Source organism: Janthinobacterium violaceinigrum, assembly GCF_009208555.1.
In the GTDB taxonomy this organism is placed as follows: Bacteria; Pseudomonadota; Gammaproteobacteria; order Burkholderiales; family Burkholderiaceae_D; genus Janthinobacterium; species Janthinobacterium violaceinigrum.
Window position 1 is genome coordinate 237,604 of sequence record NZ_WFLI01000005.1, and the last position, 25,836, is coordinate 263,439.

Below are 25,836 nucleotides of genomic sequence, written 5' to 3' on the forward strand. Positions count from 1 at the left end.
GTTCCGGACCCGACGCCATGACCCCAGTTGATTCTGTTTCAGTGACGCAAGCCCCGTTCGGCATCCTGCCCGATGGCTCCCACGTCAGCGTGTTTACGCTGAGGAACCGCCAGGGCATGCAAGTCAAGGTGCTCGACTTTGGCGCCATCATCAGCGAAATCCACGTGCCGGACCGCGACGGCACTTTTGCCGACGTGGTGCTCGGTTTCGAGCGCATCGAACCCTACCTGGCCAACAGCGCCTATCTGGGCGCCGTCATCGGGCGTTTCGGCAACCGCATCGCCGAGGGACGTTTCAGTCTCGACGGCAAGGATTACCAGCTGGCCGTCAACAATGCGCCGAATCACTTGCATGGCGGAACGCAGGGTTTTCACCAGGTCATGTGGCGGGCCGAGCCGTTCACCAAGGAGGACGCCGTGGGCATCGCGTTGACGCGCAGCAGCCCGGACGGCGAAGATGGCTACCCGGGCCAGCTGGACGTGACCGTGGTGTACGAGCTGGACAACGACAATGCGCTGAGCCTGCGCTACCACGCCGTGACGGACCAGGCCACGCCCGTCAACTTGACCAACCACAGCTATTTCAACCTGGCGGGGCAGGGCGATATCCTCGGCCACGAAGTGACGATCAACGCGGACCGCTATCTGCCCGTCGATGCGGGATCGATTCCCACGGGCGAGCTGGCGCAAGTGAACGGCACGCCATTCGACTTGCGCCAGAGCACCGTCGTCGGCGACAGCATCACCGTGCCGCATGAGCAGATCCGCATCGGCCGCGGCTACGACCATAACTTCGTGCTCAATCAAACGCCGGGCCAGCTGCTGAACCTGGCCGCCACCGTGCGCGATCCCGTGTCGGGCCGGGTGATGCAGGCGTACACGCAGGAGCCCGGTGTCCAGTTCTACTCGGGAAATTTCCTCGACGGCAGCCAGTACGGCAAGCTGCGCGCCAACAGCTACCGCAGCGCGCTGTGCCTGGAAACCCAGCATTTCCCCGATGCGCCGAACCAGGCACATTTCCCGAATACCATCTTGCGCCCGGGGCAGGTGTATCGGACGGAAACCGTGTACCGCTTTTCCGCCGAGTAAGCCTCGCATCCAAAACAGCCCACGCCCTGCCGCCATGCGCCCGCAGGGCGTTTTCATTGGGACATGCTGATATCGTTTTCGATATCGGAACGCATTAAAAATTGATTGGAAAGGCATGGCAGGATTCTTTAGTATTCCAACATCGCTGCCCGGGCCGACGACATTAGATCCGGCATGGCACAACCAGGAGAATGGCATGTCTGAGACAAAAAAGAAGGTTGCCCTGCGCTCTGCCGAGTGGTTCGGCTCGCAGGACAAGAACGGCTTCATGTACCGCAGCTGGATGAAAAACCAGGGCATACCTGACCACGAGTTTCACGGCAAGCCCATCATCGGCATCTGCAATACCTGGTCCGAACTGACTCCGTGCAACGCGCATTTCCGCCAACTGGCCGAACACGTCAAGCGCGGCATCCTGGAAGCGGGTGGTTTCCCCGTGGAATTTCCCGTCTTCTCGAACGGCGAATCGAATCTGCGTCCCACCGCCATGCTGACGCGCAACCTGGCCTCGATGGACGTGGAAGAATCGATCCGCGGCAACCCGATGGATGCCGTCGTGCTGCTGGTCGGCTGCGACAAGACGACGCCGGCGCTGCTGATGGGCGCGGCCAGCGTCGACATCCCCACCATCGTCGTCAGCGGCGGCCCCATGCTGAACGGCAAGCTCAATGGCAAGGACATCGGTTCCGGCACGGCCGTGTGGCAGCTGCACGAGCAGATGAAGGCCGGATCGATCACCTTGCACCAGTTCATGTCGGCCGAATCGGGCATGTCGCGCTCGGCCGGTACCTGCAACACCATGGGCACGGCCTCGACCATGGCTAGCATGGCCGAAGCGCTCGGTACCTCGCTGCCGCACAACGCGGCCATCCCTGCCGTCGATTCGCGCCGCTACGTGCTGGCCCACATGTCGGGCATCCGCATCGTGGAAATGGTGCACGAAGACCTGCGCCTGTCGAAAGTGCTGACGCGCGAGGCATTTGAAAACGCCATCAAGGTCAACGCCGCCATCGGCGGCTCCACCAATGCCGTGATCCATTTGAAGGCGATTGCCGGCCGCATCGGCGTGCCCCTGGAACTGGAAGACTGGACCAAGGTAGGCCGCGGCACGCCGACCATCGTCGACCTGCTGCCGTCGGGCCGTTTCCTGATGGAAGAGTTTTACTATGCGGGCGGCTTGCCGGCCGTGATACGCCGCCTGGGCGAGGGCGACTTGCTGCCGCACAAGAATGCCTTGACCGTCAACGGCAAGTCGATCTGGGACAACTGCGTCGAAGCGCCGATCTACAACGATGAAGTGGTGCGCACCCTGGACAACCCGCTGCTGGCCGATGGCGGCATCTGCGTGCTGCGCGGCAACCTGGCGCCCCGCGGCGCCGTATTGAAACCGTCGGCCGCTTCGCCGCATTTGATGCAGCACCGGGGCAAGGCCGTCGTCTTCGAGGATTTCGAACACTATAAAGCGCGCATTCTTGACCCGGATCTCGACGTCGATGCCGATTCCGTGCTGGTGATGAAAAACTGCGGCCCGAAAGGCTATCCGGGCATGGCGGAAGTGGGCAACATGGGCTTGCCGCCCAAGCTGCTGGCGCAAGGCATCACCGACATGGTGCGCATCTCGGATGCGCGCATGAGCGGTACGGCCTACGGCACCGTCGTCTTGCACGTGGCGCCGGAAGCCATGGCGGGCGGCCCGCTGGGCATCGTGCGCGACGGCGACATGATCGCCCTCGATTGCCACAACGGCAGCCTGAACATCGACATCAGCGATGCGGAAATCGCCGAGCGCCTGGCGGCCCGCGAACTGGGCAGCGCGCCGGGGCCGAAGAGCGGCTACCAGCAGCTGTACATCGAACACGTGTTGCAGGCCGACGAAGGCTGCGATTTCGACTTCCTGGTCGGCAATCGCGGTTCCGCCGTGCCGCGCCATTCACATTAAGCGGAGAATTCCATGCTGTTGCTGCAATTTACGAATGAACACGGCGGCCGCCTCGTCGGCCTGCTGCAAGACGACGTCATCCGCGTCATCGAAGGCTACAACACGACGTATGCGCTGGCGCAAGACGCCATCCGCAAGAAGGTCAACCTGGCGGAGCTGGTCAACGCCAGCGTCGGCAACGCCACGCATTCCTATGCGGACGTGGCCGCCGGCGGCCGTTTGCTGGCGCCGCTCGACCACGCCGACGAGGCGCACTGCTACGTGACGGGCACGGGCCTGACCCACCTGGGCAGCGCCGGCGCGCGCGACGCCATGCACAAGAAGATTGGCGGCGACGCCGAATCCCTGAGCGACTCCATGAAAATGTTCCGCCTGGGCGTGGAAGGCGGCAAGCCTGCTGACGGCACGGCCGGCGCCCAGCCCGAGTGGTTCTACAAGGGCGACGGCTCCATCGTGCGCGCCAGCGGCCAGCCGCTGCGCATGCCGGACTTTGCCCTCGATGGCGGCGAAGAACCGGAAATTGCCGGCCTGTACGTGATCGGCGACGACGGCCAGCCCTACCGGGTCGGCTACGCCATCGGCAATGAATTCTCGGACCACGTGACGGAGCGCCAGAACTACCTGTACCTGGCCCATTCGAAGCTGCGCATGTGCAGCGTGGGCCCGGCCCTGCTGGTGGGCGAATTGCCTGCGCACATAGACGGCGCCTCGCGCGTGCTCGATGCGGCGGGCAATGTGCGCTGGGAAAAGGCCTTTGTCAGCGGCGAAGAAAATATGTCGCACACGATTGCCAACCTCGAGCACCATCACTTCAAGTATCCGCTGTTCAAGCGCCCTGGCGACGTGCATGTGCACTTCTTCGGCACGGCCACCCTGAGCTTTGCCGATGGCGTCAGCGTGGCGCCGGGCGAAACCTTTGAAATCGAAGCGCCGGCCTTTGGCCCTGCTTTGCGCAACCGCCTCGACGTCTTCCCAACCGAATTTGCGAAAGTGAGCACATTATGAGTTTCAAAATCACTGGTGATGCATGGATCGGCGGCGTGGCCGTCAAGGGTAATGGCGGCTCCTTCGAAGCGTGGGACCCGGCCGCGCGCGCGCACATCGCACCTGCCTTCCACATGGTGGACGTCGCGCAAATCGATGAGGCGTGCCGCCTGGCGCAAGCCGCATTCGACCCGTTCCGCGCCACCACGGATGCGGAACGTGCCGACTTTCTCGATACCATCGCCGCGCAAATCGGCGAACTGGGCGACGACTTGATCGTGCGCGCCATGACGGAAAGCGGCTTGCCCCGCGCGCGCCTGGAAGGCGAACGCGGCCGCACGGTGGGCCAGTTGAAACTGTTCGCCGGCTTGCTGCGCGAAGGTTCGTGGACCGATGCGCGCATCGACAGCCCGCTGCCGGACCGCGTGCCGCCCCGTCCAGACTTGCGCTTGCGCATGATCGGCCTGGGTCCCGTCGCCGTGTTTGCGGCAAGTAACTTCCCGCTGGCCTTCTCCGTGGCCGGCGGCGATACGGCCTCGGCCCTGGCGGCCGGCTGCCCCGTCGTGCTGAAAGCCCACTCTGCCCATCCGGGCACGTCGGAACTGGTGGCGCGCGCCATCGTGAAAGCGATTGCCATCTGCAAGCTGCCGGCCGGCGTGTTCGCCTTGCTGACGGGCACGGGCAACGGCATCGGCCAGGCCCTGGTGGCCCATCCGGCCATCCAGGCCGTGGGCTTTACGGGTTCGCGTTCGGGCGGCATCGCCTTGATGAAGGTGGCGGCCGAACGTCCGCAGCCGATCCCCGTGTATGCGGAAATGAGCAGCATCAATCCCGTGTTTGTGCTGCCGCAAGCGTTGGCCGCCCGTGGCGCCGCGATTGCCAGCGGCTTTGCCGCTTCGCTGACGATGGGCGTGGGCCAGTTCTGCACGAATCCCGGCCTCGTGCTGGGCCTGGAAGGTGCCGACTTCACGGCCTTTGCCGCCGCCGCCGCCGAAGCGCTGGCGCCGGCACCGGCCGCCACCATGTTGACGGCTGGTATCGCCAGCAGCTATGCCAAGGGTGTGGCCGCCCTGGCGCAGCACGCGGACGTGACGCCGCTGGTGCAGAACGCGGGAGAAGAGGGCAAGGGCGCCGCCGCCCTGTTCGTCACGTCGGGCGAGGCGTTCCTGGCCAGGCACGATCTGCGCGACGAAGTCTTCGGTCCGGCCTCGCTGCTGGTGGCATGCCGCGACATGGAGCAACTGCTGGCGATTACGGAAAGCCTGGAAGGCCAGCTGACGGCCACCCTGCAGATGGATGCGGGCGACCTGGCAGACGCGCGCCGCTTGCTGCCCGTGCTGGAACGCCGCGTGGGCCGCATCCTGGCCAATGGTTTCCCGACCGGTGTGGAAGTGTCGACGGCGATGGTGCACGGCGGCCCGTTCCCGGCCACGTCGGACGGCCGCAGCACCTCGGTGGGCACGGCCGCCATCAACCGCTTCCTGCGTCCCGTGTCCTACCAGAACCTGCTGCAGGACTTGCTGCCGGAGTCGCTGCGCGACGATAATCCGCTGGGCATCTGGCGCCGCAAGGATGGCGTGCTGGGCAAAGACTAAAACCTGCTGCGCGGCGGGGCCGATGGCCTTGCCGCGCCGGCTTGCGTTGCACGTTGTACATAAAAAATAAACAGGTGGAGACAAGATGAAGCAATTGGCGAAATATGGCAGCTTGCGGGGCAAGCGCGTGTTCATCACGGGTGGCGGTAGCGGCATCGGCGAATCCCTGGTGGCGGAATTTGCCGCCCAGGGCGCGCTGGTGGCGTTTGTCGATATCGCCGTGGAAGCGAGCGAGGGCCTGTGCCGCCGCCTGGCCGAAGCGGGCTGGACGGCGCCCCTGTTCCGCCATTGCGACATCACGGATATCGCCTCCCTGCAAGCCGTCATGGCCGAACTGGCCGCGAAGCTGGGCGACTTCGATATCCTCGTCAACAATGCGGCCAACGACCAGCGCCACCAGGCGCAGGACGTCACCTTGGAATACTGGAACGAGCGCATTGCGATCAATCAACGTCCCATGTTCTTCACGTGCCAGGCCGTGTTCGAGGGCATGAAGCGCCAGGGCGGCGGATCCATCATCAATGTCAGCTCGATCTCGTGGCACATGAAGTCGGGCGGCTACCCCGTGTATGCCACCACCAAGGCGGCCGTCGTGGGCCTCACGCGGGGCCTGGCGCGCGATTATGGCGCCCACAATATCCGCGTCAATACGGTCACGCCCGGCTGGGTCATGACGCAGCGCCAGATCGATCTGTGGGTCGACGAGGCGGCGGAAGTGGAAATCAAGAAAAGCCAGTGCCTGCCGAATAAACTGATGCCGCAGGACATCGCCGCCATGGTGCTGTTCCTTGCCTCCGATGATGGCGCGATGTGCACCTCCCAAGAATTCATCGTCGACGCCGGCTGGGTCTGACAAAACGTCCAGGGCGTTGTTGCAGCGTCGGAAGTCATCGTACTGATGTACTAGCGTACTGTCTTCGACGCTGCGCCTAGCCCTGGGCGTTTTGTCGGCCGCGGGTTTGCCCGCAGCCATCCCCCTCCTTTGAAATACCGCTCTTGCCGCCCCAACCCTGCGGCAGGAGAGGCATCGCCACATCCATTGCCGGCTTGATCCGGCCCTTGCTTTTCACTTAAAAACAGGAGACAGCATGAAATTCATCCATACCAGCATCGTGGCCCTCGGCCTGGCCGCCGGCAGCGTCCTGGCTGCGCCCGTCAATGTCACCATCGACGTGGCCAGGCCCGGTTCCGTGATCAATAAAAATATCTACGGCCAGTTCGCCGAACACTTGGGCACGGGCATCTACGAAGGCATGTGGGTGGGGCCGGAATCGTCCATTCCGAACACCAGGGGCTGGCGCAATGACGTGCTGGGCGCGCTGAAACAGTTACACGTGCCCCTGGTCCGCTGGCCGGGCGGCTGCTTTGCCGATGAATACCACTGGAAGGACGGCATCGGCGCGCGAGACCAGCGCCCCACCAAGGTCAACACCAACTGGGGCGGCGTGGAAGAGTCGAACGCCGTCGGCACGCACGAATTCTTCGACCTGGCAGAGCTCCTGGGCGCGCAGACCTATATCAACGGCAACCTCGGTTCCGGCACGCCGCAGGAAATGTCCGAATGGCTCGAATACATGACGTCGGACAGCAAGTCCACCCTGGCCGAGCTGCGCCGCAAGAATGGCCGTGCCCAGCCGTATAAAGTCGATTACTTTGGCATCGGCAATGAAGCCTGGGGTTGCGGCGGCAATATGCGGCCGCAGTACTACGCCGACCTGTACAAGCACTATCACACCTTCATGAAGACGCCGGAAAGCGCGCGCCCGAAATTCATCGCCAGCGGCGGCAACGACGACGACATCAGCTGGTCCAGCACCCTGAGCCGCGAAATCAAGCCGAACATGATGGACGCCATCAGTTTCCACTACTACACGGTACCGACTGGCGTGTGGGAAAAGAAGGGCGCGGCCACGGGCTTTGGCGAAAATGAGTGGATTTCCACCCTGAGCCGCACCCTGCGCATCGATAGCTTGATCAAGAACAATCTCGCCGCCATCGACAAGAACGACCCCTCGAAAAAGACGGGCCTGTACGTCGATGAATGGGGCACCTGGTACGACGTGGAGCCGGGCACCAACACGGGCTTCTTGTTCCAGCAAAACAGCTTGCGCGATGCGCTCGTAGCGGCCCTGAACTTCAACATTTTCCATGCCCACGCGGACAGGGTGCGCATGACGAATATCGCGCAAATGGTCAATGTGCTGCAGGCAATGATCATCACGGACAAGGATAAATATTTCCTCACGCCTACGTATCACGCGTTTGAGATGTATGTGCCGTTCCAGGACGCCACGAGCTTGCCGGTCGCCATCAGCGGCAATGGCAAGTACAGCCTGGGCAAGGTCAGCATTCCTGAAGTGAGCGCATCGGCCGCGCGCGCCAAGGATGGCAAGGTGTATCTGTCCCTGGTCAACACGAATCCGCACAAGACCGTCGACGTGAGCGTGGCGCTGGCGGGTCAAAAAGTGACGGCCGTGACTGGCCGCGTGCTGACCGCCGGCAAGATGGATGCCGTCAACAGCTTTGCGCAACCGCAAGCCGTGCAGCCCGTGGCGTTCAGTGCCAAGGCGCAAGGCGGCAAGCTGACCGTGTCGGTGCCCGCCAAGGCCGTCGTCGTGGTGGCCGTCGACTAGCCTTTCACCCTTGTCATTCATCAAGCCGGCCCGCATGATGGGCCGGCTGACCATTTTGGAGAATTCGATGCACATGTTGACGCGCGGCGCGGCCGCCATCCTGGGCACCCTGGCGATCATGGGGGCTGCGCACGCGGCCCAGGTCAGCGTGCACGACCCCGTGATGGCCAAGGAAGGCGACACCTATTATTTGTACAGCACGGGCCCCGGCATCACGTTTTACAGCTCGAAGAACATGGTGGATTGGCAGCCGGAAGGGCGCGTGTTTGCGGGCCAGCCCACGTGGGCGAAGACGGCCGCGCCATCGTTTGACGACCATGTCTGGGCACCCGACGTGCAGTTTCATGACGGTAAGTATTACCTGTACTACTCCGTGTCCGGCTTCGGCAAGAACACGTCCGGCATCGGCGTGACCGTCAACAAAACGCTCGATCCCCGTTCGCCCGACTACCGCTGGGTGGACCAGGGCATGCTGCTGCAATCGGTGCCCGAGCGCGACGAGTGGAACGCCATCGATTCGAACATCATCACGGACAAGCACGGCACGCCGTGGATGTCGTTCGGCTCGTTCTGGAACGGCATCAAGCTGGTGAAATTGACGCCCGACTGGACCCGGATTGCGGAACCGCAAGAGTGGCACTCGCTGGCGCGCCGCGCGCCGCTGCCGCCCCGCGCGGGCGAATTCAAGCCTGCGCCGGAAGAGATCGAGGCGCCGTTCATCTTCCGGCGCGGCGACGATTATTTCCTCTTCGTTTCCTGGGGGCTGTGCTGCCAGAAGGAAAAAAGCACCTACCACCTGGCCGTGGGCCGCTCGAAAAGCGTGACGGGGCCCTATCTGGACAGGGATGGCCGCGACATGGCGCAGGGCGGCGGCACGGTGCTGCTGCAAGGCGACAAGGAGTGGCAGGGACTGGGCCACAACAGCGCCTACACGTTTGACGGCAACGATTATCTGGTGCTGCACGCGTATGAAACGGCGGACAATTACTTGCAGAAACTCAAGATCCTGCCCATGACGTGGGACCAGCAGGGCTGGCCGCAGGTCGATCCCCGCGACTTGAACCGCTATCACAGCCACCAATTGCCGGCCGCGCAACCGTAAAGGCCCCGCCATGAAAACAACCTTGTTGACGCTGGCGCTGGCCGCCGGCGGACTGCTCACGTCCGGCTTGCAGGCGGCGGAGCTGTTTCCCCTCTCGTCCGTGCGCCTGGGGGCGGGGCCGTTCCTCGACGCGCAGACGACGGACTTGCACTACCTGCTGGCCTTCGAGCCGGACAAATTGCTGGCGCCGTTCCGCCGCGAGGCGGGTTTGCCGCAGGTCCAGCCCAGCTATGGCAACTGGGAGTCGACGGGCCTCGATGGCCACCTGGGCGGACATTATCTGTCCGCGCTGGCCTTGATGGTGGCGTCCACGGGCGACGCGCAGGCGCGCGAACGCCTCGATTACGTGCTGGCGGAACTGAAGAAATGCCAGGACGCCAATGGCAACGGTTATCTAGGCGGTATTCCCGACGGCAATGCCGCCTGGCAAGCGATTGCCAAAGGCGAGTTGCAGGCCGATACCTTCTCCGTCAACGGGCGCTGGGTGCCGTGGTACAACCTGCACAAGGTGTTTGCGGGCTTGCGCGACGCCTACCAGTACGCGGGCAATCTGCAAGCGAAGGCCATGCTGATCGCCTTGTCGGACTGGGCCGTGAAACTCTCGGCATCCTTGTCCGACGCGCAGATGCAGGCGATGCTGCGCGCCGAGCACGGCGGCATGAACGAGGTGCTGGCCGACGTCTACGCGATGACGGGCGAGCAGAAATATATGGACCTGGCCGTGCGCTTTTCGCACCAGGTCATATTGCAGCCGTTGGTGGCGCAGCAGGACAAGCTGACGGGCTTGCATGCGAATACGCAAATCCCGAAAGTGATCGGCTTCGAGCGCATCGGCGCACTGACGGGCAGGCGCGACTGGCAGCAGGCGGCGCAATTCTTTTGGCAAACCGTGCACGACAAGCGCACGGTGGCCATCGGCGGCAACAGCGTCAAGGAACATTTCCACGATGAACACGATTTTTCGTCGATGGTGGAAGAGGTGGAAGGGCCGGAGACGTGCAATACCTACAATATGCTCAAGCTGACCGAGCAATTGTTCCGGCGCGACGAACAGGTGCGCTACGCGGATTACTACGAGCGCGCGCTGTACAACCACATCCTGTCGTCGCAGCGCCCCGGCACGGGCGGCTTTGTCTACTTTACGCCCATGCGCCCGAACCACTACCGCGTGTATTCGCAAGTGGACAAGGGCATGTGGTGCTGCGTGGGTTCCGGCATCGAGAGCCAGGCCAAGTATGGCGAGTTCATCTACGCGCATGCGGGCGACGCGCTGTACGTGAACCTGTTCATGGCGTCCACCCTGGAATGGAAAGAGCAGGGCGTCAAGATTATCCAGAGCACGCAGTTCCCCGACCGGGATACGACGCGCATCACGGTGCAGGGAAATAAAACCTTCAGCCTGAAGATCCGCTACCCGCAGTGGGTGGCCAAGGGCAAGCTGCGCGTCAAGCTCAATGGCAAGGCCCTGCGCGTGAACGGCGCACCGGGCGAGTACGTGAGCATCGCGCGCGCGTGGAAAGCGGGCGACACCGTCGACGTCACCTTGCCCATGACCACGCGCCTGGAGCAGATGCCGGACCAGTCGAACTACTATGCCGTGCTGCACGGCCCCATCGTGCTGGCCGCCAAGACGCAGCCGTTCGCCTATGAACAACTGAATTATTTTGCCGACGACTCGCGCATGGGCCATATCGCCCAGGGGCAAGTGTGTCCGCTGGAATCGTCACCGCTGTTCGTCAGCGACACAAAAGACTTCTTGCACAAGATCCAGCCCGTGAAGGGCCAGCCGCTGACGTTCACGGCGCCCGGCTTGATCCAGGGCAAGGATGCGGCGACCTTGCGGCTGATTCCCTTCTTCCGCCTGCACGATGCGCGCTACATGCTGTACTGGCCCGTGTCCACGCCCGCCAGCCTGGCGCAGCTGCAGGAAACGACCCGGCAGGCGGAATCCGAGCGTCTGGCGCTCGATGCGCGCACCATCGACCAAGTGGCTCCAGGGCAACAGCAGCCTGAATCCGACCATTTCTTCCAGGCCGAGGGCGGAGAAAACGGCATCAACAAGGGCAGGCACTGGCGCCACGCGACGGGATGGTTCAGCTATGTACTGAGCGACCCGCAAGCGGCAGCGAAAACCCTGCGCCTGACCCTGTCCACCCTCGATGCGGGCCGCGTGTTCGACGTACAGGTCAACGGCCTGACGGTGCAGACCATTGCCGTGGCGGCCGATGCGGCGCAGGAACTGTATGCGGTGGACGTGGCCTTGCCCGCCGAGCTGGTCAAGGCGGGCGGTGGCAAGCTGGTGGTGAAATTTGTCGCCGGCAAGGACTCCGTGGCTGGCGGCCTGTACGGGCTGCGCCTGCTGCGCTGACGGGGGAGGGAGCTGCCGCGGTCATCCACCGATACGCAAATCGGTATCGCAAGCGAAAAAGAATTGATTGGATGGCTATGTTGCTTTCTCCTACCATGGGTTCATAAAAAACCGCCCATCCGGCATCCGGCTGTGATGGTATTCCAATAAAAAACTGGAGACAAGAATGACCCTGAGCCGCCGCACCCTCCTCGCCAGCGCCATGCTGCTGGCCGCTTCCGCCACCACCTTCGCCACTTCGTCCGCGTTTGCCGCCAAGCCCCTGGTCATGGGCTTTTCGCAGGTGGGCGCCGAGAGCGAATGGCGTACCGCCAATACCGTCTCCATCAAGGATGCTGCCAAGAAAGACGGCGTCACCTTGAAATTTGCCGACGCGCAGCAAAAGCAGGAAAACCAGGTCAAGGCGCTGCGCTCGTTCATCGCGCAAAAGGTTGACGTGATCGCCTTCTCGCCCGTCGTGGAGTCGGGCTGGGATACCGTCTTGCGCGAAGCCAAGGCTGCCAAGATCCCCGTCATTTTGACGGACCGCGCCGTCAACGTGGCCGACAAATCGCTGTACGTGACCTTCATCGGCTCCGATTTCGTGGAAGAGGGCCGCCGCGCGGGCCAGTGGCTGCTCGAGTACGCCAAGAAAACCCCGGATGCCACCCTCAACATCGTGGAATTGCAGGGCACGGTCGGCTCCGCCCCCGCCATCGACCGCAAGGCGGGCTTCCAGGAAGTCATCGGCAAGAATGCCAAGCTGAAGATCATCCGTTCGCAAACGGGCGACTTTACGCGCGCCAAGGGCAAGGAAGTGATGGAAGCGTTCCTCAAGGCCGAGGGCAAGAAGATCAACGTGCTGTACGCGCACAATGACGACATGGCCATCGGCGCCATCCAGGCCATCGAAGAAGCGGGCATGAAGCCGGGCAAGGACATCATCATCATTTCCATTGATGGCGTGAAAGGCGCGTTCGAAGCCATGATCGCCGGCAAGCTGAACGTCACCGTGGAATGCAGCCCGTTGCTGGGCCCGCAACTGATGTCGGTGGCGCGCGACGTGGTGGCCGGCAAACCCGTGCCCGCCCGCATCACGACGGTGGAAGGCGTGTTCCCTGCCGAGGTGGCCGCCAAGGAATTTCCTAACCGTAAATACTAAGCTTGCCGCATGATGAAGACGCAAGCGCATCACACTGCCGCGCCAGCTCCCTTGCTGGAGTTGCGCGGCATCAGTAAGACCTTTCCCGGCGTCAAAGCCCTCAGCGATGTTGCCCTGCGCCTGTATCCGGGCGAAGTGCATACCTTGATGGGGCAGAATGGCGCGGGAAAGTCGACCCTGATCAAGGTGCTGACGGGCGTGTACACGCCCGACAGCGGCCAGATCCTGCTCGACGGCACGCCCATCGCTCCCGCGTCCACCTCGGATGCGCAGCTGCTGGGCATCAGCACCGTATACCAGGAAGTCAATCTGTGCCCGAACCTGTCGGTGGCGGAAAACATCTTTATCGGCCGTTATCCGCGCCGCTTTGGCGGCCGCTTCGGCCCCATTGACTGGCGTTCCATGCAGCAGCAGGCGCGTGCCTTGCTGCAGCAATTGCAGATCGATATCGATGTCACGGCGCAATTGTCCAGCTTTCCGCTGGCCATCCAGCAAATGGTGGCCATTTCGCGCGCGCTGAACATTTCGGCCCGCGTGCTGATCCTCGACGAACCCACGTCCAGCCTGGACGAGGCGGAAGTCACCCTGCTGTTTTCCGTGCTGCGCCGTTTGCGCGAGCAGGGCATGGCGATCCTGTTTGTCACGCACTTCCTGGACCAGACCTACGCCATTTCCGACCGCATCACCGTCATGCGCAATGGCGAGCGCGAGGGCGAGTATGCGTGCAGCGAACTGTCGCGCCTGGCGCTGGTCAATAAAATGATCGGCGTGGCGTTTGACACGCCGGAACAGGCGCTGGACCTGGCGCACGAGGCGGACGCGGCCAGCTTTGGCCCGACCGTGCTCGAAGCGCAGGGACTGGGCCGCAAGGGCGCCTTGCTGCCCATGGATTTCCACATCCGCCAGGGCGAGTTGCTGGGCCTGGCCGGCTTGCTGGGCTCGGGCCGCACGGAACTGGCGCGCCTGCTGTTCGGCGCCGACAAGGCCGACTCGGGCACCATCACCATGCAGGGCAAGCCGCGCCACTTCCACGTGCCGCGCGACGCGATTGCCCAGGATATCGGCTTTTGCTCGGAAGACCGCAAGCACGAGGGCGCGATCTTGTCGCTGTCCGTGCGCGAAAACATCATCCTGGCCTTGCAAGCCCGCACGGGCTTGCTGCGCGCCATCCCGTTCAAACGCCAGCAGGCGCTGGCCGACGAGTACGTGAAGGCGCTGGGCATCAAGACGGCCAGCATCGAGACGCCCATCGGCAGCCTGTCGGGCGGCAATCAACAAAAGGCCTTGCTGGCGCGCTGGCTGGTGACGTCGCCCGCCATGCTGATCCTCGATGAACCCACGCGCGGTATCGACGTGCGCGCCAAGCAGGAAATCATGAGCTATGTGGGTAAACTCTGCCGCAAGGGCATGGCCATCCTGTTCATCTCGTCCGAACTGCCGGAAGTGCTGCGCTGCAGCGACCGCATCGTCGTCATGCGCGACCGCAAGGCGTGCGGCGACTATGCGCGCGGCGAGCTGGACGATAGTTCCGTGCTGCAAGTGATTGCCGGAGACGCCACATGAGTTTATCCACGCCCTCCAGCGCGCCACCGGCGGCGCGCCTGGCCACCACCACGGATACGTCCATTGTGCATACCGTTCTGCATCACCCCCTGAGCCGGCCCCTGGCCGCGCTGCTGTTGCTGCTGCTGGTCGATTTCTTTGCCATTCCCGGCTTTTTCCACTTGGAAATCCGCGATGGCCATTTGTACGGCAGCGTGATCGACATCGTCAACCGCGCCGCGCCCCTGATGCTGGCGGCCCTGGGCATGACCCTCGTGATCGCCACGCGCGGTATCGACATTTCCGTGGGCGCCGTCGTGGCCCTGTCCGGCACCGTGGCCGCCATGCTGATCGGCGGCACCATGGTGATGGAGAACGGCGTGCCCACCTATGTGAGCAATATCCCCATGGGCTGGGCCCTGGCGGCCGCCCTGGGCGCAGCCCTGCTGTGCGGCGCCTGGAATGGCGTGCTGGTGGCGGGCCTGGGCTTGCAGCCCATCGTCGCCACCCTGATCCTGATGGTGGCGGGGCGGGGCCTGGCGCAATTGCTGACGGATGGGCAGATCGTCACCGTCTACTACCAGCCGTTTTTCTTCATCGGCAGCGGCTACCTGTTCGGCTTGCCGTTTTCGCTGTTCCTCGTCGCTGCCGTGTTCCTCATCACGGCCGTGCTGATGCGGAAAACCGCTTTGGGTCTGTTCATCCAGGCCGTCGGCATCAATCCCGTGGCCGCGCGCCTGGCCGGCATCAGGACGGCGACCTTGATTTTCTTTGTCTACGTCTTTTGTGCCGCCTGCGCGGGCCTGTCGGGGCTGATGATCAGCTCGAACATCAAGAGCGCGGACGCCAACAATGCGGGCCTGATGCTGGAACTCGATGCCATCCTGGCCGTCACCCTGGGCGGCACCTCGCTCGCTGGCGGCAAGTTCAGCTTGGTCGGCAGCATGATCGGCGCCCTCATCATCCAGACCCTGACCTACACGATCTATTCGCTGGGCGTGCCGCCCGAAGTGAACATGGTGGTCAAGTCCGTCGTGGTCTTCCTCGTCTGCCTGTCGCAATCGTCGGAATTCAAGCAATTGCTGCATCGGAGAAAAGCATGAAGGGCTTGCTGCACACCCCGTATTTCACCTCGCTCGTCACCGTGCTGCTGCTGGTGGTGATGCTGGGCCTGGGCGGCGCCGCCTACCCGGGCCTGCTGTCGACGCAAGTGATCTTCAACCTGTTGATCGATAACGCCTTTTTGCTGGTGATCGCCGTCGGCATGACCTTCGTCATCGTTTCCGGCGGCATCGATCTGTCCGTCGGTTCCGTGCTGGCCCTGTCGACCATGATCGCCGCCTGGCTGCTCAACGTGGCGCACTGGCCGCCAAGCCTGGTGATCGCCACCGTGCTGGCGCTGGGCGCCGTATTCGGCGCCAGCATGGGCGCGCTGATCCATTATTTCAAATTGCAGCCCTTCATCGTCACCCTGGCCGGCATGTTTCTGGCGCGGGGACTGTGCTACTTGATCAGCATCAATTCCATCACCATCGACGACCCGCTGTTCGTCGCCATGTCGCAGACGCAATTGGGCTTCCTCGGCGGTTTTGTGTCGCCCGGCGTGGTGATCGCCGTGGCAACCTTGCTGCTGGCCATCTGGCTGGCGCACGCCACGCCGTTCGGCCGCGCCGTGTATGCGATTGGCGGCAATGAACAGTCGGCCCTGATGATGGGCTTGCCCGTGGGCCGCACCAAGGTGCTGATCTACGCGTTCAGCGGTTTTTGCGCATCCTTGGGCGGCGTGCTGTTTTCGTTCTACATGCTGTCCGGCTATGGCTTGCATGCGCAAGGCACGGAACTGGACGCGATTGCCGCCGTCGTCATCGGCGGCACCCTGCTCAGCGGCGGCTACGGCTACGTGGCGGGCGCGCTGTCCGGCGTGCTGGTGCTGGGCACCATCCAGACCCTGATCGCCTTCGACGGCACGCTCAGCTCATGGTGGACCAAGATCGTCATCGGCGGCCTGCTGTTCGTCTTTTGCGTCGTGCAAAGACTGATGGCCATGGGCCAGAAAAATACCAACGGGAGTTAATCTGATGTTCAAGCAACATACACTTGCCGCAGCCATCGGCATGGCGGCGGCGCTCGCCTGTGCAGCTTTTGGCGCGCAGGCAGCCAATCCCATCGTGAAAGATATCTACACGGGCGACCCGGCCGCGCTGGTCGACAATGGCAGGGTGTACCTGTACGTCGGCCACGATGAAGCGAGCGCCACGGATACGGATTACCGCATGCACGAGTGGCGCGTGTATTCCTCGTGCGACATGGCCAACTGGACGGATCACGGCTCGCCCGTGCGCTTTTCCACCTTCGCCTGGGCGGCCAAGGATGCGTGGGCGGGCGACATCGTCAAGCGGGGCGGCAAGTACTATTTTTACTCGACCGTCGACCACAAGACCATCCCCGGCAAGGCCATTGGCGTGGCCGTGTCCGACAGCCCCACGGGCCCCTTCGTCGATGCGCGCGGCAGCGCCCTGATCACGAACGACATGACGAAGCAGACGGCGATTCCGTGGGATGATATCGACCCCGCCGTGTTCATCGACACGGATGGGCAAGCCTATATTTACTGGGGCAACACGGTCTTGAAGTACGCCAAGCTGAAACCCAACATGACGGAGCTGGACGGCCCGATTCTGACCTTCGGCATGGATGCGTTTACGGAGGCGGCGTATATGCACAAGCATGCGGGCACGTATTATCTGTCGTACTCGCGCAACTTCCCGGAAGAAACGGCGTATTCGACGGGGCCCACGCCGACCGGTCCCTGGCATTTCCGCGGCACCATCATGGACAAGAATGCCATCGTAAAAACCATCCACCAGGCCATCATCGAATTCAACGGCAAGTCCTACATCTTCTATCACAACGACAAGTTGCCGGGCGGCGGAGAATACCGGCGTTCCGTGGCCGTGGAAGAGCTGAAATACAGGCCGGACGGCACCATCGAATTCATCCATCAGACGGCGGGTCCGGCCGCCAACCCGAGTGCTGCTTGCAAGACATCTTGAACGCTCGTTGAGCACACAAAAAGGAGACACACCGATATCAACAATATCGATATCCATCAGTATTCGATATCGATCATGATATGATTTATTCATGGATACCCTCAACCCCAACTGGTTCTTGCGAGCCCGCCTGAAGACGCGGCAATTGCTGTTGTTGATCGCCCTGGACGAGCAGCGCAATATCCACCGCGCGGCGGAAGAATTGCACATGACGCAGCCGGCCGCGTCCAAGCAAATCAAGGACCTGGAAGAGATGCTCGACGTGCGCCTGTTCGACAGGTTGCCGCGTGGCATGGAGCCCACCATCTACGGCGAGACGATGATACGCCACGCGCGCATGGCGTTGACGAGCTTGTCGCTGGCGCATGACGACATCGTGGCCCTGAAATCGGGCCTCACGGGCCAGGTGGAAGTGGGCGTCATCATGACGCCGGCCATGGCCCTGTTGCCGAGGGCGATTGCCCGCATCAAGCAGCAGGCGCCGCTGATGCGCATCGGCGTGCATCTGGAGCACAGCAATACCCTGATGGACATGCTGCAGCATGGCACCCTGGACTTCATGATCGGCCGCATCCTGGAAAAGGAAAGCAGCGCCGGGCTCATCTACGAGGAATTGACGGAAGAACCGGCCAGCGCCGTGGCGCGCAATGGCCATCCGCTGCTGTCGCGCAAGAATCTGCAATTGAAGGACCTGGCGGCCCAGCCGTGGATCTTGCCGCCGCAAGGCAGCATCCTGCGCCACCGCTTCGACATGATGTTCCGCCGCGCCAGCCTGGAACCGCCCGTGGACGTGGTCGACACGACGGCCTTGCTGCTGATCACGTCATTGCTGCAGCAAACGGATTCCCTGCACGTGATGCCGACGGAAGTGGCGCACTACTACGAATCGCTGAACGTGCTGAGCATTCTGCCCATCGAACTGCCGTGCAAGATGGATGCGTTCGGCATCATCCGCCAGCAGGATCATCTGTTGTCGCCGGGGGCCGATATGCTGTTGAAGGCTGTACGGGCTACCGCCGCTGACATGTATTGAATGCTGTGCAGCGGTTGTCGGATTACGCGTTCCGCTAATCCGACCTACGCATGGTCCAGTGACAGGTAGGTTGGATTAGCCCGCAGGGCGTAATCCGACAATACCCGCACAGCATGCTTAATCGGGCACCTCAAAGAAAAACAGCTGCACCAGCCGGCCATTCTCCGGCGTGTCGCCAAACACATTGCTGATCGAGTGGAAATAATGTCCCTTGTAGACGATCAGGCGGTTGTGGCGCATCGGCACTTCCAGCAGCGCTTGCCAACTGTCGCGCTGTTCCTGTAAGTCGTTGAATTTCTGCACTTTACTGTTGGGCAACCAGCGTTTCTGGAAATCCTTGAAGCTGGCGTAGCCGCCCGCCTTCACGTCCGCTTCGGGGAGTCTGCGGTACCAGCCGCTGGGCTGGTGGCGCCAGAACGTGGTGCCGCCCTGGCATTGCTCGGGCGGGTTCAGATACAGCACGCCCGCATAGAAATTGAAATTGTTGCCCGTCTCATTGTCCACGTGGATATCCGTGCGCGCCATGGCGTCCGCATAGCTGAGGCGACAGGAACCGTTGTCGGGCGAGATGAAGCGGATGGGCCGGCCCAGCGCCGTGGCGATGCGCTCCATGATGGCCTGGCAGGGCTGGCCCGCCGTCTGGCTGCCCGGATAATTCTGTCCCGCATAGCGCTGCTGCTCGAACGGTAACGCCAATGCCTGCGCGCGCCAGGCGGCGGGGTCGGGCAGGAAGTCGTCGACGATGTGCAAGTCCGTTTCGTGGATAAAATCGTGCAGGGTGTCTACGGCATTGAGCGTCGTCAACGTTTCGGGATGTTCCGCTTGCGGACTGGCAAAGCCGATGCGGCACGTTTGCGCCAGCGCCGGGTGCAGCGCCAGGGCTTGCGCATAGCGGGCCAGCGCCGGTTCCTGCTGTCCCGTGCGGTAATACAGCTCGGCCAGGCCCTGCAGGGTTTGCCAGCGCTGCGGGCGCAGCGCGTGGGCACGTTCCAGTTCGGCGATGGTCTCCATCAGCCGCTGTTTGCCCAACAGCAATTCCGCATGGCTGATGGCGAAGTCGTGCTCGTGCGGCGCCAGCCGGGCCGCCGTGGCGTAGCTGGCCAGCGCCCCCTCGCTGTCCGTGCCGCGCAGCACATTGCCGAGGTTGTAGTGGAACAGGGCATTGTCGGGCTGCTGCTTGAGCGACAGTTTCAGCAAGCCCAGGCCGATGGCGCCCTGGCCCAGTTCCAGCATGGCCAGGCCCTGGAAATGCTGGGCTTCCGCCAGGGCCGGGTCCTGCTTGTACGCGGCCTGGTAGGCGTTGATCGCTTCGATCAGCTTGCCCGCCTGCTGCAGCCGTTGCCCGTTTGCCAGATGTTGTTCCGCCAGTGTCTGTTCGCCCATGTCGCTATCCCGATGCAATGTGGCGAACAGTGTAACGCAAAGGCTCCGGTGCTTACAGCGCTTGCTGCACAGGAATTTCCTGCCCGTTCAGCTTGATCGCCACCTTGACGATCTGCGCCTTGACCTGATTGCTGGCCATGTCCGCTTCCTGGGCGTAGGCATACACGACGATGGCGAAGTCCTTGTAGCCGCTGCGGGCCGCTTCGATCTTGCGCGCCGCCTCCTGGTCCACTTTCAGCAAGGAATAGCCGTCGCCATTCGTGAAGGCCAGCTTGTAGTCGCCGTTGTCGTAGATGTAGTAATACGTGCCCGCTTCGGCGAACTTGGCGGGGAAGGCGGCCTTGTCCATCGCGTACGGCGACAGTGCGCCCTGGCCATTGATCTGGTAGCGCAGGTAGCGCTTCGTCTTGGCCTCATTGACCTTGGCGTCGATCTGCGGTTTCAGGGCGTCCAGCACTTCCTGCTTGCGGAAGGCGTCGTTGCTGCCCGCATATTCGCGCGAGATGCGCTGCGCCACGGCCGCATAGTCGGGCGGCACGCCGGACAGGGCGATGTAGCTGTACATCAACTGGTTGCCGCTCGTGATGTCGACATAGCTGGCGCTTGGGGTGGCCGGCTCCCCCTGTGGCAGGCTGGCGGCGGCCGCTTTCACCTGGGCTTTCGCGGCCAGGTCGGCGACATTCGCGGCGACGGGGGCCGAAGCGGCAGGCGCGGCGGTGTCGGACTTGCCGCAGGCGGACAGGATCACGGCGATGGCGAACAGGGCGGGCAGGGTACGGATCATGATATTTCCTTCAAAGATGAGTTAAACGGCAATGGCGGTTTTAATTTTTTTAGAGTGACGAAAGTCACGGCAGCGCTGAAAACCGTAGCGAGCAAGCCCAATGCCGGGTTGAGTAGCGGAGCCGTACTTTATGTACGGTGAGCAACGCCGACCCGGAAGTGGGCTGCGCAGTAGGTTTTCAGTGCTTGCCTCCTAAGCGTTTGTATTCGCCGACGCCGTAGGCGGCCAGGACGATGGAAGCTGCCAGCACCAAATAAAAGCCGATGCCGAACGAGAGTCCCTGCCATACCTGGCCCAGCATTTCGCTGGCCATCTGCTCGGCCATGCGGGCCGCGCGGCTGCCCATGATGCCGCCCATGGCGTTGCCCGCGTCGCTGACGGCGCCCTTGATCTTGATGAACAGCAAGCTGCTGTGGATGACGATGAACAGCAGGGGCGCGCACTTGCCCAGCGCCGCTTTCGGGTGGCTGCTGGCCATGGTGGCGCAGCAGGCGGCAATGGCCAGCAGGAAGAAGAATTGCGCCGACGTGAAACCACTGCCGCCATCGCGGGCAAAGCTTTCCAGGCTGTCCGCGGACAGGCCCAGCAGCTGCCAATAGGTGCGCGACACGGAGGTGAACAAACGGATGCCGATGGTGTTGAAGACAAAGGCGCCGGCGATCAGCACGCCAAGGCTGGCCAGCACCTTGATGCCCAGCGCCGACACGGCCTGGCCCCACAGTTGCTGGCCCTTGTCGCGCGCCAATTTCGCCGCGCCGGCCATCTCTTCCTGCGCCAGTTGCTGCGCCGCCACGGCGCTGACGGTGGCGAGGCCGCCTGCCTCGTTGAACCGCACGTCGACGACGGCGTTGATGGCGGGCGCCACGTCCGAGCGCCAATGGGTGGCCACGTCGAAGGCATGTTGGATGCCGGCCACGCTGACGGAACCTTGTCCGCTCGGCTGGTAGGCGAGGATGCGGCCCCGTTGGCCGGTGGTGATTGTTGCTGGGCTGGATGCTTGCATGGGATTTCCCTGGTCACTGTCATGCTGTATTGCATGTACCCCCGGATAACGGGGCCAGTTCAGGGAAATCCAAAATTATTTTGAATTATTTTTTGGGCGGCTGCATCAGGTCCTTGGCGGCGCCCTGGTAATCCTTCATCAAACCCATGAAAGCGTCCTGCAAATGCCGGGCCGCATCCTGCGGCGGCGCGCCCGTGCGCCGCGCCAGGTCGAATTTATACGCATGGGCGGGGCTGTAGCCCGCTTGCGAAGCGGCGTCCAGCAGCACGCCGGCCCGTTTCAGCGAGGCGGGGTCGCCTTTGACCATCAGCAATTCCGCCAGGTAGGTCTGGGCAATGGGGAAATCCTTGGCGGCCGCCTTTTCCAGCCATTGCATGCCCGCCTTCGGCTGTTTCACACCCGCATCGCCGCCGCCGATGCCATAGCCGAGGGCCGTCAACGCCACCAGGTCACCGCCCCGTGCGCGCTTTTCCAGCTGCTGGCGGGGAAACGGGCGGGCCGCGATCTGCATGCGGATTTCATAATTGATGTCCTGTAATACATTGCCTGGCCAGACTTTCGCGCCCGGGACGGCCGGCTTTTCCATGGCTGGCGCTGGCGCGCGCATGCCGCTGTTGCCCGAGGCCAGCACGCCGGCGGAGGGCGGGCTGACGCCCTTGCCGCTGCCCATGTTCAGCACCAGGCGGGCCGACGTTTCGCCGAACGACACGCGGGGCTTTTGCACATCGTGCGTCATGGCGGCCACCCGCGCCGCCACCTGCGAAAACACTTCGCCCATGGGCAAGCCCGGGGCGTCGAGCGCGTCGAGCAGGGCGCTCGTGTACGGGCTGTTGCGCGAATCGGGCGACCAGAAATCGCGCGCCAGCGCACCCGGCCCCGCCGAATAGGCGATCACCACGCCCCGCGGCGCGGCCGTATCGGCAAAGCCGTGGCTGGCCGCGTTACCGCCGGGCACCGCCATGGGGCCGCCGCGCGTATATTCCTGGCGGCAAGCGTCGAGGATCAGCACGGCGCCGCGCGCGCCCGTGCGCTGCAGGTCGCCCGCCAGGCTGGCGACGGATACGCCCTGCGCCGCAATGGCGGACGCGCTCAGCGCGGTCATGTTGGCGCCCAGCGGCAGCACATAATTGGCTTCGCCCGCTTGCGCGCCGTGGCCCGCATAAAACACGAGGGCGATATCGGCGCCGCGCGCCTGCGTGGAAAACTCGGCCGACGCCTTTTGCAGCTGCGCCGCATTGATATCCGTGCGCAACAGCACTTCAAAGCCCAGGCGGCGCAGGCGCTCGGCCATGGCGCGCGCATCGTTGACTGGATTCAATAACGGCTGCGGATAGGCCGCGTTGCCGATCACCAGCGCGATGCGCTTGCCGGGCACCGCTGGCATGGTGGCTGGCACGGCGGCGTGCGCCACGTTGCTGCCCAGTAAAAAGAGGAGGCTGAAAAACAGGGGAATCAGGCGATGCATCGGGGTCTCGGGGGATTGTCGTGTGAGTAACAAAAGTTAGCGATTTCCACTCTGATATGAGAAAATTGCCTAAATGCATTTTACCTTACTGACAAGTTTCTCTTGTCTGTTCTCATGTCTGGCCAGCGCATTGCTTGTCTGCCCGTGCGCATTGCCGCCGGCCAGTGGCGCGTGGCGCCCAACACTCGATCGGACCGGCTGTGCAATCGGAACAATTTGAACGGATTCATGCTTTCTGGACCCGCCGCCCGCAGCTGACACAAGGCGAACTGGGCGAGTTTTACCAGCGCGTCATCGCCGCGCTGACGCCGTGCCGCCCCCGTGAAGCGGCGTCGCTGGGCGATTCGCTGGCCGACTTGCGCCACCAGTTCTTCATTGAAAAAGTCCTGCACGGCGACAGCGAGGCGGCGCCCCACCACGTCGGCGCCCTGTTTTTGTACTTCAAGCGCTTCATCATCGATCAGCTGCGCAAGCAGCGGATTGAGGAAGATGCCGATGCGCAAGACGGCTGCGAGCTGCGCGCGCCCGATGCGTATGCGGAACCGTTGCGCGACTACCAGCTCACGCCGCAGCAGGTGCGCGCCGCGGCCGACGTGTTCATCGCCACCTTGCCCCGCGACTTGATCTTGCTGCTGCGCCATTGCGGCTGCGGCGGCATGCCCGTCAAGGAACTGGCCGAGCAGATTGCTTCCGCGCATTACCACGGCGGCAAGCTGGGCCTCGTGCACAGGCAGAAGGGCGATCCCGACAGTGCCGGGCGCCAGGTGGTCGAGCCGGCCCACCGCGCCACCCTGCTGGGCAGCTGGGTCTTGAGCCTGCTCAAGCTGCGCGTGGGCGATGCCCTGGCCGCGCGCGACCTGCAGGCGGCGCAGATAGTTTTGGATATTTTGTGCGTGGCCGCGTTATCCCTGCACATGGACCCCGTGTCCACGCCGTCGAACCCGAATGAAAGGCCACCGGCATGACTGCATTGACGCCCTCGTTGACCATCGTTGCCGCCCGCTTGCCGTCGCCGCCGACTTCCGCCGAACTGTTGGAGTCGGACGTGGCGGGCGCAACCCCCGACTGGCGCGGCATTGCCGTGCCGGACCATGTCATGCAACGCTTTGCGCGCCGCAGCGATGCGGCGCCGCTGGCCGCGCGGCCCATCGCGGGCGGACAGATCCATGTGCTGGCGCGCTGTCCCGGCTTTGGCGCCGTGCTGCTCGATGCCTGGGACGGCGCGCAGCAGCGCTGGCGCGGCTGGCTCGTCACGCCCGACACGTCGTATGCGGACGCCTGCGGCCTCGTCGTCGAAGAGCGCGACGCACCCGCCGATCCCCGCGCGGGCCTGGTGCTGTGCGACATGCCGGTGACCCTGGCCGTGGCGGACCTGGGCGCCTGCTTGGGCGTGTTCAGCCAGGAGCGCCTGCAGGCGGCGCGCTGGCTGGAGCTGCACGGCCGCGCAAATGCGGCGCCGGCGGCGCCGGGCGTGATTGCCCGCGTGGCCTTGCCCGGCGACGGCTATGCGCTGACGGGCACGCCCTTGTCGACTGAGCTGGGCAAGGATGGCCGTGTGGCCTACCGGCAATTGCTGCGCCAGGGGCTGCAGCAGTTGCAGATCGCTGTGGCGCCGCCTGCAAGCGATGTTGCTGCCGTGAAACTGGTGCCGGCGGCCAAGCAAGCGGCCAACGCCAACCGCTGGCTGAAGGTCGTCACGGCCGTGGCCGCCAGCGTGATGGTGGTGCAATCGGCCTGGCTGTTCCTGCCGAAGGACAACGCCGTCGTCGGCAATGCGGAATTCCGCAACGGCGGCAGCGGCGTCGAGACGGGCGTGCGCACGCGCGTGCTGTTCCGCGCCGAGGCCACGGAGGCGGAAATCCGCACCTGGCTGCAGCGCGAGCAGCTGGAAATCGTCGCGGGGCCGGACACCCTGGGCGCGTTCACTGTGCTGTCGCGCGACCGCCGCAAAGTCTTGCCGCCGCCGGGTCCGGGCAATCCGCTGGCCGTCATCAATCCCTGATTCTGAAATAAGAGAAAGTTATCAAGTATGGCAACGTATAAAAATTTTGCATCTTCGCACTGGCGCAAGCTGATGGCTGGCGTGGCCGCCGGCGTCCTGTTGACGGGCTGTGCCATGACGCCGAACGGCCGTGGCGGCGTGATGATGGGCCTCGATACTGCCGAGCTGTTCGGCACGCCGCTGTCCACCTTCCGCTTGCGCGACGGCACGGAAGGCACTTTGCGCAAGGACCCGCAGGGCAAGTATTCCATCAAGCTGTCGCAGGCGTTTCGCGTCGTGCCGCTGGCCAATGCCATCACGGCCCGCGTGGCGCGCGTGGAAAACGTGGGCGAGCGCACCGTGGTGATCGTGGAAACCCAGGAGCGCAACTGCGCCTACCGCTATGAAGTGCTGGCCTTCCAGGGCACGGACGTGTTGCAGTGGACGGTGGGCAATTGCCAGGACCGCCCCCGCGTGGAACTGGCGGCGGACGCGAAATCGCTGAATATCGATTTTCCCAACTACAACCGCCTGTCGCGCATGATCTACACGGACAACCGCTTGCTCAACGCCAGCGTGCCCGTGCCGCCCGGCGTCGATACGCGCGCGCAGCCGTTTGCCGACGATGCCTTGCGCGCCACGGGTCCCGCCATCGCCACCGTGCCGGGCAATGACAGCGGACGCGTGATTCCCGCCGCCCCGGCCGCCGCCCCTGCGCCGGCCGCCGCGCCGAAGGCGGGCA

General features: G+C 63.6%; 21 protein-coding genes. 17 read left to right on the plus strand and 4 right to left on the minus strand.

Translation table 11 applies throughout. The annotated features are described in order from the left end of the window. The first annotated feature begins 17 nt into the window (after positions 1–17). The 14 genes from GCN75_RS06645 (at position 18) to GCN75_RS06710 (ending at position 18,478) form a co-directional block, all read left to right on the plus strand. Positions 18–1,088: an aldose epimerase family protein gene (locus tag GCN75_RS06645; RefSeq protein ID WP_152281892.1), complete on the plus strand. Its 1,071-nt coding sequence runs from the start codon at positions 18–20 to the stop codon at positions 1,086–1,088. Between the two features lie 196 nt (positions 1,089–1,284). After that, a complete protein-coding gene (locus GCN75_RS06650) occupies positions 1,285–3,027 on the plus strand; it encodes an IlvD/Edd family dehydratase (RefSeq protein ID WP_152281893.1) in 1,743 nt (580 codons plus the stop codon). Between the two features lie 12 nt (positions 3,028–3,039). Then, positions 3,040–4,032 carry an AraD1 family protein gene (araD1, locus tag GCN75_RS06655; RefSeq protein ID WP_152281894.1) on the plus strand — a complete coding sequence of 331 codons (993 nt, stop codon included), beginning with the start codon at positions 3,040–3,042 and terminating at the stop codon, positions 4,030–4,032. Further along, positions 4,029–5,606 carry an aldehyde dehydrogenase (NADP(+)) gene (locus tag GCN75_RS06660; protein WP_152281895.1) on the plus strand — a complete coding sequence of 526 codons (1,578 nt, stop codon included), beginning with the start codon at positions 4,029–4,031 and terminating at the stop codon, positions 5,604–5,606. The genes araD1 and GCN75_RS06660 overlap by 4 nt, the downstream gene beginning before the upstream one ends. An 85-nt stretch (positions 5,607–5,691) precedes the next feature. Beyond that, a complete protein-coding gene (locus GCN75_RS06665; protein WP_152281896.1) occupies positions 5,692–6,459 on the plus strand; it encodes an SDR family NAD(P)-dependent oxidoreductase in 768 nt (255 codons plus the stop codon). A gap of 235 nt (positions 6,460–6,694) precedes the next feature. After that, positions 6,695–8,239: an alpha-N-arabinofuranosidase gene (locus GCN75_RS06670; RefSeq protein WP_152281897.1), complete on the plus strand. Its 1,545-nt coding sequence runs from the start codon at positions 6,695–6,697 to the stop codon at positions 8,237–8,239. A gap of 67 nt (positions 8,240–8,306) precedes the next feature. After that, positions 8,307–9,341 carry an arabinan endo-1,5-alpha-L-arabinosidase gene (locus GCN75_RS06675; RefSeq protein ID WP_226941164.1) on the plus strand — a complete coding sequence of 345 codons (1,035 nt, stop codon included), beginning with the start codon at positions 8,307–8,309 and terminating at the stop codon, positions 9,339–9,341. A gap of 10 nt (positions 9,342–9,351) precedes the next feature. Further along, a complete protein-coding gene (locus tag GCN75_RS06680; protein WP_152281898.1) occupies positions 9,352–11,709 on the plus strand; it encodes a glycoside hydrolase family 127 protein in 2,358 nt (785 codons plus the stop codon). A gap of 166 nt (positions 11,710–11,875) precedes the next feature. After that, entirely contained in the window at positions 11,876–12,850 is a 975-nt protein-coding gene (locus GCN75_RS06685) for an ABC transporter substrate-binding protein (protein WP_152281899.1), read from the plus strand. A gap of 9 nt (positions 12,851–12,859) precedes the next feature. After that, entirely contained in the window at positions 12,860–14,413 is a 1,554-nt protein-coding gene (locus GCN75_RS06690; protein WP_226941166.1) for a sugar ABC transporter ATP-binding protein, read from the plus strand. Further along, positions 14,410–15,495 carry an ABC transporter permease gene (locus GCN75_RS06695; RefSeq protein ID WP_152281900.1) on the plus strand — a complete coding sequence of 362 codons (1,086 nt, stop codon included), beginning with the start codon at positions 14,410–14,412 and terminating at the stop codon, positions 15,493–15,495. Before GCN75_RS06690 ends, GCN75_RS06695 begins: the two co-directional genes overlap by 4 nt. After that, positions 15,492–16,466, plus strand: a complete 975-nt coding sequence (gene yjfF / locus GCN75_RS06700) for a galactofuranose ABC transporter, permease protein YjfF (protein ID WP_152281901.1) — start codon at positions 15,492–15,494, stop codon at positions 16,464–16,466. Before GCN75_RS06695 ends, yjfF begins: the two co-directional genes overlap by 4 nt. 4 nt (positions 16,467–16,470) lie before the next feature. Then, the gene (locus GCN75_RS06705; RefSeq protein ID WP_152281902.1) at positions 16,471–17,445 is read left to right on the plus strand and encodes a glycoside hydrolase family 43 protein; all 975 of its coding nucleotides are present in this window, start codon (positions 16,471–16,473) and stop codon (positions 17,443–17,445) included. A 91-nt stretch (positions 17,446–17,536) separates the two neighbouring features. Next, complete coding sequence (locus GCN75_RS06710; protein ID WP_070219038.1) at positions 17,537–18,478, plus strand: LysR family transcriptional regulator; 942 nt, start codon at positions 17,537–17,539, stop codon at positions 18,476–18,478. A gap of 117 nt (positions 18,479–18,595) precedes the next feature. Here GCN75_RS06710 and GCN75_RS06715 read toward each other — a convergent pair whose 3' ends face one another. From GCN75_RS06715 to GCN75_RS06730, 4 genes are all read right to left on the minus strand, one after another. Beyond that, positions 18,596–19,861 carry a DUF6445 family protein gene (locus GCN75_RS06715; protein WP_152281903.1) on the minus strand — a complete coding sequence of 422 codons (1,266 nt, stop codon included), beginning with the start codon at positions 19,859–19,861 and terminating at the stop codon, positions 18,596–18,598. Positions 19,862–19,913: 52 nt separating this feature from the next. Continuing rightward, positions 19,914–20,645, minus strand: a complete 732-nt coding sequence (locus GCN75_RS06720; protein WP_152281904.1) for a hypothetical protein — start codon at positions 20,643–20,645, stop codon at positions 19,914–19,916. Positions 20,646–20,823: 178 nt separating this feature from the next. Continuing rightward, entirely contained in the window at positions 20,824–21,648 is an 825-nt protein-coding gene (locus tag GCN75_RS06725) for a hypothetical protein (protein ID WP_152281905.1), read from the minus strand. 85 nt (positions 21,649–21,733) lie between these two features. Next, positions 21,734–23,113 (minus strand): caspase family protein, encoded by a 1,380-nt coding sequence (locus tag GCN75_RS06730; protein WP_152281906.1) that lies wholly within the window; start codon positions 23,111–23,113, stop codon positions 21,734–21,736. 200 nt (positions 23,114–23,313) lie between these two features. On the opposite strand from GCN75_RS06730, the gene GCN75_RS06735 reads away from it, so the two are divergent. From GCN75_RS06735 to GCN75_RS06745, 3 genes are all read left to right on the plus strand, one after another. After that, positions 23,314–24,078 carry a hypothetical protein gene (locus GCN75_RS06735; RefSeq protein ID WP_152281907.1) on the plus strand — a complete coding sequence of 255 codons (765 nt, stop codon included), beginning with the start codon at positions 23,314–23,316 and terminating at the stop codon, positions 24,076–24,078. Continuing rightward, the gene (locus tag GCN75_RS06740; protein ID WP_152281908.1) at positions 24,075–25,115 is read left to right on the plus strand and encodes a hypothetical protein; all 1,041 of its coding nucleotides are present in this window, start codon (positions 24,075–24,077) and stop codon (positions 25,113–25,115) included. Before GCN75_RS06735 ends, GCN75_RS06740 begins: the two co-directional genes overlap by 4 nt. Positions 25,116–25,142: 27 nt before the next feature. Continuing rightward, on the plus strand, positions 25,143–25,836 hold a 694-nt coding region (locus tag GCN75_RS06745; RefSeq protein WP_152281909.1), incomplete at its 3' end, for a hypothetical protein.